The following is a 12,807-nucleotide window of genomic DNA, read 5'->3' as shown; positions in this document are numbered from 1 at the left end:
ACAGTTATCTGTACAGTTTTATGTATAACTCTAATAATCACACCTCGTTATCATGTACTCTCCCAGGCCTACTCTCTGCCGTGAAACCGCAACAGAGAGTAGACCTGGAGTTCGTCTGTAGATAAATATTCAGCCATCAAGGGAGCTGCAAACTATCCCAGAGCTTGCACTGATGCTCCTCGGAGATCTGATTAGCCGTCCGCAGAGATGAAGCTGGAATGTCTTCCGACAGATAAAACGAAGATCGGGGCTTGCGAACATCGTAGCGCGGCCACGGTCGATCTCCAGCCCGATCTCCCGCACGGTTTGGATTGCCCGTCCTCGCAAAATTCGCCCAGGCCATCACTAACTCGTCCGAAAGCTGCTCCTGCGCGCTGTTAAGCGGATGCGTTATTCCTCGCGTGCCGCCATGATATCCGGAGAACAAATACTGAATGTCAGCCGTGTGATACGCCAGCGACTGAAAGCCTGGCAACTCCGGGAAAAAGAAGGGAGCCGTCCGATCGTTGAACTCATAGGCATAGAGCGGAACCTGCGAAGACAGTGTCGCGTTCACAGCCTGCTGCGGACAAATGAGCGATCCGGTACCCATCGCATCGAGCGCTATTTGAGGAGTGGCGTAAGCGCTTAAATCGTAAGCTGCAAGCACCTTTGAAGCATTCGCGGCATAAGTTGTCTCCACATACTTCCTCACATCCGCTTCGGAAACAGGCGTTTGTGGCGTCGCGGAAAAATACTCGTTAATCGCGATTGGGAAATTGTATTCGTCATGCGTAAAGCCACTCATCATGGGCATGTGCGCGAACTTGCCCTTCTTCAACGCATCGAACAATCCCTGGCTCGGCACAATCGTGCCATCCGCAATTGGAGCAGTAGTGACGTAGGGACCGTTCGCGCTTTCTGTCCCTTGCAACCGCAGGATGGCCTCTACAGGCAAGCGCCGTAAGCAGGTAGCAACATCGGGGCCAGAACCAGTGCCGCACCCGGCAGCCGTCGAGAATGCGCTTCCCAGCTTTTCTCCAGCGCTCAATGAAATCGAGTCGATCAGGACGCTCTCGAAGATCGCGCGGTTGAACAGACCCGTCGCCAGTTGCGAAACCACATTGGCCGACGCATCGATTGATCCTGCGGATTGACCGCCAAGAGCCACCTTCCTCGGGTCGCCGCCAAAGGATGCAATGTTCCTCTGCACCCACTTCAGCGCCAACTGCTGATCCAGCAGGCCGTAGTTGCCGAACGCATGCCCCTCATGGTCCAGTGCCGGATTGGCCAGCCAGCCCAACAGGCCCAGCCGATAGTTGAGAGTAACGACAATCAGGTTGCCCTTCGAAGCGAGTTTGCTCGCATCGTAGTCATTGCTCTCACCATCGAAATTGCCGCCTCCATGAATCCATACCAGCACTGCCAGCTTCTTGCTGCCAGCCTGCTTAGGCGTAAAGACATTGAGATAGAGGCAATCCTCATTACTGTTCGGCGGACCGGCAAACGCCCCAAGCGTCGTGATCTGCGCGCAGGTTGCACCGAAGTGCGTCGCTTCCCGTGTCCCTATCCATTGAGGATAAGGCAACGGCGGCTGCCAGCGCAGATCGCCAACAGGTGGTTGCGCGTATGGAATGCCCAGATACTCGGAGACACCGTGGTTATCAAGCCCCTGCACCGGGCCTGCCGAAGCCTTCACAACCGGCGCCAGCGGCAATCCCGGCTGAGGTTGTATCGCTTGTGCAGGTAATCTTGTTTCCTGTGCACGCGCCGCCTGCGAAAACGACGCTAACGCAACCATCACGATCAGCATAACCATTTGGAATCCGCTCCATCGTTTCCACCATGTAGCGGCGTTGTATTTGTAACTCATTATTTCTCCTAATTTATAAACAGCGGCGTCGTTGGTTCTTTCAGGTCGCACACGCCGCTATGCACCCACCCTTTCGCGTTGATTTATAGCGTGACGACGATCTTACCGATTTGCGCGTTGGATTCCATATAGCGATGGGCTTCTACAATTTCAGCGAAACGAAATCTCTTATCAATAATGGGCTTGAAAGCACCCGAAGCAAGATGGTCGAAAATATATTGCTTCGCCTTGGGGAATATAGGATCGGGTGTCACCTCAAAGAGTGTATAAGCACGGATAGTAAGGTACTTGGCGAGTGCCGTGAACAGAGGGTAAGGAGTGGGTTCGGGAGCCAGGGCTCCGTACTCGAAGATCGTGCCCTTGGGAGCTGTCGCAGCAGCGAGCGATTCTAGAATCTTTCCACCAATCGGATCGAAGACGATCCGCGCGCCTTTGCCCGAGGTGATCTCGTTAACTCGGACGACCAGGTCTTCTTCATCGGTAACGATGACGTGATCTGCTCCAAGTTCGAGTAGCTTTGCCTTCTTCGTAGCAGTTCGAGTGACCGCGATGCTGATAGCGCCCTCTGCCTTGGCAATCTCAATCGCAGCCACGCCTACACTACTGCTGGCCGCGGTGATAACAATGAAGTCTCCTTTGGCAATCTTACCGAGCCAAACAAGCGCACCATATGCGGTGAGGTACTGCATCCAGATGGATGCGCCCTCTTCATACGAGAGGGTTGAGGGATATTCGGCTATCCCATGAAAAGGAACAACCGCGACTTCGCCATAAACTCCATGCTCGTTGAGTTTGAAAGTTCCAGGTACAGTGCTCACAGCCTTACCGATCCATTTGGAATCGACATCCGGGCCTACCGCTTCAATAATTCCGGAGGCCTCGTAGCCATTCTTGGATGGAGACACCGGAGTCTCGAGATATTGGCCATTGCGGAACATAATCTCGGCGCGGTTAAGTCCGAGAGCTTTGACGCGAATGCGGACTTCACCCTGACCGGGCTCGGGAAGAGGGATTTGATCAAACTGAAGAACATCAGCGGACCCGGTCTTATGAAAGCGAACGATCGTTACTGCACTGGACATGCATACCCCTTATAAATACAGATGCCTCTTTTAGATGAGACTCTAACGTTGAGGACGCAACAATCTCCCAACTGGTTTCACTTTCGCCCCTGAGAGCCTTTCTCTCTTCCGGCGGTACGCCGTTCCGGATATGAATCAAGGCGCGAATCAAGTTACGAGGCTGCTTCTCAGCAAGAGTGCAGCGAAATGATGCGGTCCACCCGATGAACGGAATTAATCTACCAATCCAACGCCTCAATTCGGCAGCAGATCAATCTCCCAAGGCTGAGTGGAATCGACCCCAATAACGAAAATTGCGTACTTACCATTCAACTGCCCTGCAATTGCGACAGCATGAAAGGAATAACTTTGCCCGGTCGTATTCGTCGGATAGCTCGCGCCCTTGGCACCGCCGACCCATACCGTTGCCTGGCGGTACAGGCCGGAGTTCGCCGTGTCCTGTGGTCCCAGATCGATGGCAAAGTCGCAGTTGCTAACAGGAGAAGTGGAGGGATCATCATTCGGAAAATCTCCGCCGTAAATCAGCGTACTGGTGGCGGCAGCAACCGAGGCGCAACTGGACGGCACACTGGAAAAGCCAAAGGACGCCACATGGGAGGACCATCCTGTACCGGCAGCACCGGGGCCAGCATAAAGTCCCGCACCATAGATAAAACCGCGATACTGCGCACCGACCAGAGTGCCGGTGTCCACAGCGCTTGACGGCTTGGGTAGACCGATAGCGCCTGTACCCGCCCCGAGGGCATTCTGGTAGAGATTCGTAAATACATTGTGGAAGCTATCGCTTCCGTTGTTTTCAACAAGCAGACCAGTCGGTCCAATTCCCATCACAGCGGCGGGCTGTACTAACTGGCCTCCGCCCTGACCGGGATCCGTAATAAGGAGTGGGTCTGGAATGCTGATGGTGTTTCCATAGAAAGTTGGCCCACAGCTTGCCATTATAGGAGAACCAACAGGTATGGCCGGCAGCCCCGATCCACCTTCAGAAGGCAGCGTAAACTGCTGAATATGATCAAGGGTAACGGTGCTGCCGCTGGTACTGATGTCCACGCTGCCATACGCAGTTTCCGTCATCGGATTCCAGGTGAACGTAACCTCCTGGCCTAAATCGGAAGGGAATAGAGCAGCAGGTATTGTCACGAATTGCCAGGTCTGTGGAGTTGTAATGCTCGGGCAGCTTGTAGCAGCTACCATTGGAGCAACGGGTAGCCCCTGCACCTGCACCAGCCCTCCTGCCTGATTGGGCAACTCAATCGCCCAGCCGGGCAGAGGCTGAGGATAGGTGGTGGCGACATAGCTACTGTCCAATTGGCTATAGGTAGTGGTTGTCCCCAGGCTGAGAAGATCATTCGGCAATGCCTTGAAATCCCCATAATTCAGCACCTGCGGACCCTGCGATGTGTCTATGTTCTGCGAAAAATGATCCGCGATATCATCCACGGTGTAGGTTGCGATACTAGGATCTGCGGGTCTTCCTTCAACCGTGTAAGCCACGGCTGGCGCAAGGTATGTCTGAGGTTGGGGCTGAGGCGGCGCAGTCGTCTTGGATGAGGAAGAACCGCCGCATCCGGCGATACAAAAAACCAGCGATACTCCACCCAGCAAACGAACCTTGACTGCCAGTCTTCCGAACCACTCACTCTGCGGCATTAAGTGCTGCATGACGATCTTCTCCATAACTAAAAGTTACCCTTCAGAGCGAACTGCAGGATGCGCGGGTCGTGCGCATCCACCGGATGCAGAAAGGAGTTGCCGGTAAGGCAACCGGACGCTCCAGCAGAGTAGAGTTCAGTCTGCGTGCCGTAACAGTTGATGACATTATTTCCAGTGTTTCCAGGGTTCGCAGGATCAGTAATCCGAAACTGCGTGTGATTGAAAACGTTGAAGGCCTCAGCACGAAACTCAATATCGAAACGATCATGGAATGGCTTGAAATGTTTGAAGATCGACATATTGAAATTAATGCGCGAAGGATTATTGAGATAGTTGCGACCGGAATCTCCGAAGGTAAGACCACGCGGCGCTGCGAAAGCTCTGGGGTTGAGAAGAAGAGGCCCCACGTTGCTGCTGGTTTGCCCTACGAACGGTTTTCCGGCGCGTGCATTGCCGATGACGTCCGCATAAGAGCCGACGCCAAGCCCATCGCCCACCCCAGCGTTGTCAGCCGTACCAGTGCCATCCGAACCGCCGCCGTTAATCACGCTGAAAGGTGTTCCGGTCTGATATGTTGTTATGCCACTGAGCTGCCAGCCGCCAATGAGTTCCCTTTCGAGGGGAGCAAAGTTCCGCTTCGTATCGGCCTGAGCAGAAGATTCATTCTCTGATGGATCGCTGCCGCTTCCCACCAGGTGAACGAAACCATCCAGCAATCGCAGCAACGGAAGATCGTAAATGTAGTTGACGTTCAGCATGTGCCGCTGATCGAAATCCGAACTGGCGTGGTTGGAATGGATGTCGAGCGAGTTTGCAAAGTTAGCTGAAGACCGGTCGGAAGCATCATCCACCGAGTGGCTCCAGGTATAAGCCACGCCCACAGTTAGAGGTCCAGTCGTCTGGCGAAGCGTTCCCTGGAATGCGTTGTACTCCGAATCGGCGATGTTTTCGACTGAGATAATATTGCTGAACCCCAGATAGGGGCGCAGGACATCGGCGCTGATACCAAGTTTTTGCAGAGGAATCCCAGTGCCAAAGCCCGGGTTACCTGTACAGGCAACGAACATATTTGTGTAGCCTGGAGTACCGGCGCTGATACCCGGAGAAGTAGGGACAGTGATCGGTCCACCTGATGCGCCATTCACACCTGCCACAGAAAATGGTCCACCACCAGCGCCGCTTCCACAAACCGCCGCCGTAATAGGCTGGCCTGGTTGAAAAGGATTGAGAGCGTTGCTAAGCGGCTGCAATTGATTCAAATCGCGCACGGCCGTCAGATGCGTGCCCTTTGTACCGACATAAGCGAGTTGCGCCACCATCTCCTTGCGCACTTCGTGCTGTACGCTAAGGCTCCATTGCTGTGTATACGAGTAAACTGCCTTTGTCGGAACTGAAGTCACGTTCAGAGGAAAAGTCGCTCCCCCTGTTGGACTGACAGTATTCCCGCACTGTGTGGTTCCTCCCTGGCAGGAAAGCCCAATCAAGTTATAGTTTCGAACATTCGATTGCGTCTCACTCAATACCAGCGGTGCGCTGCCGATCAAAGAGCCAACGTTGGCTTCATAGCCAGTGCCGTGTTCCCAATAAAGACCGTAGCCTGCACGAATGGCAGTCTTGCCGTTGCCCCATGGATCCCAGGAGAATCCAACACGTGGCGCAGGATGAAAAAGCTTGTTCGTCATGCAACTGTTTGGCACAGTACCCGCCCCGCACTGCACCAATCCATTAGTAATGGAAGAATCAAGCGAAGCAAGCGAGTAAGGTCCGTTTCGATTTAGAGGAACCGGGAGACCGGTGCTCTTTTTCACAAGATAACTATTCGTCGGATCGACATAGATAGAAGAGCCTATCGACTGATTGAATGCCTCTGGCCTCCAGTTATAAGCCGTACTCTTGGGGTTATACCAGGAGCCAAATAAGCTCGCACGGAAACCCGCATTGATCGTCAGCCGGGAATTCACCCGCCAATCGTCCTGGAGATACAACTCCGCAATTTTGTAGCGGTTATAATACTTAACCTGACCACTATCTTGCGTGAAGCTCTTGATTGCGCCCTGGCCCACAAGCGGAGGAGCAATCAGTGGATTGCTGGGTGAGAACCCCGGGCCTGCAAGAAAATCAGCGAAGGCATTGCCCGATGTATAAATTGACTGCTGATTGCTGAAGGTAAGCAGGCCCTGCAGATCACCGGAATTAGCACCGGTCACACCGCTCAACTCATTCTGCTGTACAAAGGTCCCTTCAAAACCAAACTGAAGCGTGTGCTTGCCAATGATCTTGCTGGCATCATCCCTCAGATTGAAAGTAGGGTTAGCCTGATTCCACGGAGCATACCCCGTATCCGCAGCAAAACCATGTCCACCATAGGCGCCATTATTCCCCTGGAAGTCCAGGCCAGGCAGCTTATTCCCACCATAGCCATTGCTGAAGATATAGCCGAAGGGGCACGCGGTGAAACTCTGCGGAGTGTATGAGCCCCCGGGCGCCATCAATTGCCCGCATGCCATGGTACCCGGAATCGGAGCAGCTCCGGCCGATATCGGATTATCGAGAATTGCCGGCCTCTTGAGCGATGTAACACCCGGTCCCGGCAGAGGAGCCAGTGAAACATGTTCCACTTCATAACTTGCAGAGAGAAGATTGATAAAGCCATGTGGCAAAGTCTGGGCCAGGCTGAGCATCATATTCAAACCCGGTCCATCAAGCTGGTTCTCTACGGTAGGAAAGCTGTTCTGGACCACGCCCCATTGGGGAACGAGAGTTACCGTATCCCAAGCATCATGGATATAACGGAAAGACAGGCGTTCCTTCTCCGTAAGGTTATGGTCTATGCGGAATAATTCTTCACGCCAGTGCGTTGGCGGCGAAACCGATCCGACGTAGCAATGAGCCAGCGGCGAAGGATTTGTCGAGTTACAGCCGCTGGAAGAATTGGGCTCAGGGATGATGCCTGAATTGAGAATCGCCGCGCTGGCATAATCCACTGAGACTGTATTGCCGACCGAAAGAGCGCTGCTGCCAGGCAACTCCGGCCCCTGTGGACAATCTGGATATGCCGATGGATTCGATGTGAGAACTTTCCCCGGGCTAGGTATCGGACAGACATCGGAGAAGTCGCCTATACCGGGAATGGTTTGTCCTTGCCCACGCTCCGCCATCGACGGCACAGCCTGGTTGTAATCAACCGGAGTCTTCTCGCGACGTACCTCTTCTGAGAAAAAGAAAAAGGTCCTGTTCTTATTGTTGTTATAGAAATGCGGAATGAAAAGTGGCCCACCGATGGTCGCGCCAAAATCAAGCCTCCGGTATAAAGGCGTCCGGTAAGTACGTTTTCCTTGAAAACCTACCGGAACTGGATCGGGCTGATCGAAATAGTTTCGGGCGTTGAATATTTCGTTGCGGAGAAAACCGTAGCCGTTGCCGTGAAACGCTTCGGTACCGGATTTAGTAGTCACCAGAACGCTGCCCGATGAACTCTTACCATGAAGGGCACTGTAGTCCGCGGTGAGCACCTTCATATCCTGAATGGCGTCGATGCTGGGGTATACCACCAAAGGTTCGCCCTGTCCGCGGCTGGCATTGATGCTGGTATTGAGAACGTCGCTTCCGTCCACCTCAAAGGTGTTGTACTCCACGCGACCGCCGTTCACGCTGAACTTTGCGCTTCCGGACACACCAACCTTCGCCTCATCCTGTCCGGTCTGGTTGCTCACACCCGGCGCCATGGTGATCAACTGCGAGAAGTTGCGACCGTTCAAAGCATAGCCGGCTACTTCCTGCTGACCCATGGTCGTGGAGATTGAGGCAGTGTTGGTTTCGACAAGAGTCGCTCCCGCTCCGGCACTAACCTCAACTTCAGTTTTCATTCCGCCAACTGACATCTGGGCATTGAAGACGAAGACCTGCCCCGGCGAGAGCCTGACGACTTCGCTCGCTCTTCGGCTGAATCCGTCCGCTTCCACAATGATCTGATAGTTTCCTTCAGGTAAAGACGGAACGACATATTCCCCTGACGCATTCGTCTTCGTCGACCGCTTGACCAGAGTCTCTTGATTGACAATCTGGACGGTAGCACCGGAGATGGCGTTGCCGCCCTGATCGGTAACTTGGCCTGAAAAACGACCGGTGGCGCTTTGTCCGAGAAGGGACAGGCTGCCCAGCACAGCAATGAGCGCCACAGCAAACAGTAGCCGGGGAAATAAACGAAACATGTTATGCCTTAACTCCTGGTAATGGTTCCGGTTCGCATCGCTCGCACATCTTCCCTACTGCGGAAGGTAGTAGCGGAAAGAGGTGAACCACATGTTGTCGATAGCTTTCGGAGAGTTAGGCAGATTCGCTTCTGGATTACCAATGCCTTGCCAGGTATGCCGCTCCGCATAGGAGTACTGGATGCCCTGCTGCAGTGTTCCATGAGTACCGCGATACAAGCGGAACCAGTAGCCGAAGGTCCCCTCCTGGATATTGCGGTTATCCGCATTGCAGTTCGAGGCAGAACCCGGTACGTTGCCGCCGCCGTTCGGTGAAGAAACAGGCAGCACTTCGAGATAGCAACCGGAAACATTGTTCGTAGGAGCTCCATAGCCGATCAGAATCGGCTGGCCCAATGTAGGGCCTGGAGTGGTGTCCAGATAGTCGCTCGCAGCCCACGAACGCCCGACATACTCGCCGCCGTAGTAACCGTAGAGATCGAGGCGTTTCGTCGTGTGCCACTCAAGCGAAGCCAACGCCGATCCACCTACCAGCAAATGCAGTGAGCCATCAGGATTGGCCGTCGCATCAGGCAGTGTCGTAGTGCTGTAGCGACCAATGCCATTGCCGACCAGGATATGCGCGCCTACATCCAGCTTCTTCGAGAAGAGCGACACCAGTCCGTTCGCTCCGATTCCCCCACCCGCTGTCTTGGCCGTAAACGCACCCAGCGCTGAGGTTGTGGATGGCTGCTGAGCACCCGGAGGCAAAGGACCATTCGGGTAGACACGATCGCGGAAGAAGCGGCCTATGCCAAACACCTCAAAGTGGCCCCAGCCCGGCTCATAGGCCAACTTGGCAATCAGATCCGGCGCTGCGTTATAGCTGTAGTTCGCCGTGGGATTATAGAGACCACCACCATTGCCTGCCTGTTGATACACAAGCGTGGGGAGATTGTGGCCGCCGATGTTGAGCGTCTGTGCAGCTTCAACAGCACCGCCGACCCAGAGCTTATCTCCAAGCCGCTTCACGACGCGAAAACCGAACTGTCGTTCCCATGTGAAGCCGACGTTGTACTGCGCATCGATCGTCAGCGGAATTGCTTCGGAGTTGTTCGCAAGGCCGTGACGATAGGCTGTCGCAAGCGACCACATCTGTCCTCCGGTCAGCATCCATCCGCTATTCAAATCTGCCTGCGCCCAGGCCTGACGCAGGCGCAGCGTGTAGCTGTTGCTCTGATTGCTGTTCGAGGTAGTTCCCGCCGAAAGAAAGTCCGCTTCATAATATCCACGCAACGTAGCTGACGGCAGCTTGCCTTCAGCCAGCAGCGCGATGCGTGACTGGCGACCGCTGGCATTGAACTCCGACAGAGTGCCCGCTGTCGAACCCGCAAAAGGAATACCGGTGAACTGCGTATTGACGTCACCGCCTATAGCTCGCTGGCGATCGACAGTCTCTGCCGCAAGGAAGCCGCCTGGCTTCAGATCTATACCCTTAAAGTGGATGACATCAGGATTTTCAAGTTTCTTCGTCGCCTGCTGAGTCGTCTCGATCTTCGAGGTAAGTGAGGTTGAAGTAGTCTTCAGGTCCGCAACTTCCTTCTGCAGCGTCGTCACTCCAGAGCCATCGATACCGATAGCCTGCTGTGTCGTTTCGAGCTTCTGCTTCGCATCAGCAGCCTCTGCGCGTGCTGCCGCCGCATCCTTGCGAGCCTGCTCCAGATCGGCATCGCGTGTAGCCATCTGCTTCTGCATTGCATCGAATCTCTGCTGCAGGTCCTCATACCTCTGGCTCAGATCATCGAGCTTGTGGAACTTCTCATTGACCTGCTCCAGCAGAAGCTCTTCCCGGCTCAACGGCTTCTCTTTGGCAGACTTTGCTTTGGCTGGCTTTGCCGGCGGCTGGTTTGCGTCGCTCTGCGCCTGCATGGCAACGCATGTTGTCAGAAGCGTCGCAGCCAATATTTTCTTCAACGTGTGCATCAGTATTCTCCTCAGATCCCGTTTCGCAATAAATGAAAATGGCGTTCGCTGTCTTCTCCGGATGTTCACGGATTACTTCTCGAACTGGCCGCAATCGCAATCAATGCCTTCGGCATTCCAGTACACGATGCTCCACCCACAAACTCCGTCATCGCATTGCCACTACCGTGAACCCAGATGTTTCCCGCAGAATCAGTGGAGGGTTCCGCATTGGATTCCGTATTAGGTCCCGTATTATTTGCCGCTGTGCTGTTTGTCGATTGCGCTTCCAGAGCAGTGACACTGGTACTTTTCTGTCCGGTGGGAAACTGAATCGCAAGCGTCCAGTCACGAGGCTCCGTCGAGAGTGAAGGTGCGAAGAAATCACTCAATGACGCAAGCTGATACAGCGCAGTAAAGGAATCCGGTTGGCTGGCGGAGCCAATTGCGTTCCTGGCAAGATCGAGCAACGCCTGTACCGTGTTCTTCGCCTGCGTTGCCTGGGTTGTACTCGCGTTCACGCCGGAACTCATAGCGGAATTCGTAGAGAAGTTCGTAGCACGGAACAGTTGATCGCAGACACTTCCATCTCCCTGTGAAGAGCCGGCAGTTTGCGCGCAAGCGCTCAGCAGGTTCGCCAGTGAACCGATCTTTGCCTGCGGAACAATGCCCTCGCCGGAAACTGTGCGCACACGAATCAAACCCGTTGTGGCATCGACAAGATCCCTGGCCGTGCTGAATGCAGCCGCAATTCCAGTAGGCGATGCACCGGCAGAACCGACATGCTGCGGATCGCTCATGAAGCCGCTCAGCGCATACACCGCCGCAACCGTTGTCGCTTCATTCACCACAAAGTGCGAAGTGGCAAGAGTAGAGCAGGAGCCAAGTGCCGCCATGAGCGCAAGATCAGGATTCGTACCGCCTCCGGCATTGCCTCCATCCGTCATCAGGTACATCTGTGTATCTGGTGTTGGGCACTCATAGGTATTGGGGATAGAGAAGTTACCGAATTGATCTGTTACTGCTTCTGCTACCGGTGCAGCATTGCCTGAATTCGCAACGCCGTTCTGTGCCGTCTCGTTCGTTACCGCTGCATAGAGAGTGACCTGTGCATCGCTGACAGGCTGGCGGGCAGCCTGCAACCTGCCTGCAACTATCGTGTCCGCACTCATGCTGTTCGGCTCAATCTGAATCACTGCGCTGACAGCTTTGGTTGGATCTGTCACAGAAGTTGCAACCACCTTCACAGTACCTCCCGTAGGCACGCCGATAGGTGCGGTGTATGTTGTCGCACCTCCGCTCGCAGTCTTTGCCGGGCTAAAGGAACCGCAATCGCTTGCCGAGCAGATTGCGCTCCAGGTCGCTCCGGCATTCGCAGTATCATTGCTCAGCACTGCCTTGAATTGCGCACCTGTACCCGCTTCCAGCGTGGTCGGCGGAGGCGGTGCGAACTGTATAGAAATAGGAATCGCGTTAATCGTAAGAGTTACGGTCGAAAACACGCTGTGATCGCTGGTCGCATAGGCATAGAGCGTAACCACTCCTTGTTTTGGAGGATTGACCGGCGCGTTATAGAGCGAGATATAGCCTGCTCCGCTCGTTACATAACTCGGTATCGGACCGCTCATCGTGTGGGCAGGCGTGAAAGTGCCGCAGGATGGATCCTGTATCTGCCCCGGAGGCAGTGGCGTACCCGGGGGTAGTTGGCTTCCGCAATAAACGCCCCAGTTCGCGCCTAGCAGATGCGGGTCGTTCGTCACGTTCACATCGAGATAGGCTCCCTGGCCCGCAGTGAGCGCCGTGGGAGGTGTTGTCAGCGGAGTGCCATTCACATCGGTGAATGCAATCACGCCCACCTGCGGCTTCGCAGAGGAGCTACCCGAAGAACAACCGGAAACGGCAAGCAGGCCGGCTGCCAGCAAAGCAATCCCTGATGGGTAAGCCAGGCGAAACAACCGCGCAGCAAAATTCTTCCTTGACCTGGGTATACGAATTTGAGTTTCCATTGCTTCCTTTTCTTCAGGGCATTGATATAGGCACTCTGCAGATTGCAACTCACAGCGCTTTT

The 12,807-nt window shown here is 54.5% G+C and carries 6 protein-coding genes; all 6 read right to left on the bottom strand.

What is annotated here, in order from left to right:
- Positions 1–136 precede the first annotated feature (136 nt).
- Positions 137–1,852, bottom strand: a complete 1,716-nt coding sequence (locus OHL19_RS07725; protein ID WP_263357065.1) for a carboxylesterase/lipase family protein — start codon at positions 1,850–1,852, stop codon at positions 137–139.
- A gap of 83 nt (positions 1,853–1,935) precedes the next feature.
- On the bottom strand, positions 1,936–2,934 hold the full coding sequence (locus tag OHL19_RS07720) for a zinc-dependent alcohol dehydrogenase family protein (protein WP_263357064.1): 999 nt from the start codon (positions 2,932–2,934) through the stop codon (positions 1,936–1,938).
- A 234-nt stretch (positions 2,935–3,168) separates the two neighbouring features.
- Positions 3,169–4,596 (bottom strand): hypothetical protein, encoded by a 1,428-nt coding sequence (locus OHL19_RS07715; RefSeq protein ID WP_263357063.1) that lies wholly within the window; start codon positions 4,594–4,596, stop codon positions 3,169–3,171.
- A 17-nt stretch (positions 4,597–4,613) separates the two neighbouring features.
- Positions 4,614–8,798, bottom strand: a complete 4,185-nt coding sequence (locus tag OHL19_RS07710; RefSeq protein WP_263357062.1) for a TonB-dependent receptor — start codon at positions 8,796–8,798, stop codon at positions 4,614–4,616.
- A gap of 54 nt (positions 8,799–8,852) precedes the next feature.
- Complete coding sequence (locus OHL19_RS07705; protein ID WP_263357061.1) at positions 8,853–10,760, bottom strand: hypothetical protein; 1,908 nt, start codon at positions 10,758–10,760, stop codon at positions 8,853–8,855.
- A 65-nt stretch (positions 10,761–10,825) separates the two neighbouring features.
- Positions 10,826–12,745, bottom strand: a complete 1,920-nt coding sequence (locus OHL19_RS07700) for a hypothetical protein (RefSeq protein WP_263357060.1) — start codon at positions 12,743–12,745, stop codon at positions 10,826–10,828.
- Positions 12,746–12,807: the final 62 nt, after the last annotated feature.

It is taken from the genome of Acidicapsa ligni, assembly GCF_025685655.1.
Taxonomy (GTDB): domain Bacteria; phylum Acidobacteriota; class Terriglobia; order Terriglobales; family Acidobacteriaceae; genus Acidicapsa; species Acidicapsa ligni.
This window is presented reverse-complemented; position numbering and strand designations above follow the sequence as displayed.

Coding starts and splice junctions, on each gene's coding strand:
- OHL19_RS07725 (WP_263357065.1), bottom strand. CDS start 1,852: ATGAGTTACAAATACAACGCCGCTACATGGTGGAAACGATGGAGCGGA.
- OHL19_RS07700 (WP_263357060.1), bottom strand. CDS start 12,745: ATGGAAACTCAAATTCGTATACCCAGGTCAAGGAAGAATTTTGCTGCG.
- OHL19_RS07710 (WP_263357062.1), bottom strand. CDS start 8,798: ATGTTTCGTTTATTTCCCCGGCTACTGTTTGCTGTGGCGCTCATTGCT.
- OHL19_RS07715 (WP_263357063.1), bottom strand. CDS start 4,596: ATGCAGCACTTAATGCCGCAGAGTGAGTGGTTCGGAAGACTGGCAGTC.
- OHL19_RS07705 (WP_263357061.1), bottom strand. CDS start 10,760: ATGCACACGTTGAAGAAAATATTGGCTGCGACGCTTCTGACAACATGC.
- OHL19_RS07720 (WP_263357064.1), bottom strand. CDS start 2,934: ATGTCCAGTGCAGTAACGATCGTTCGCTTTCATAAGACCGGGTCCGCT.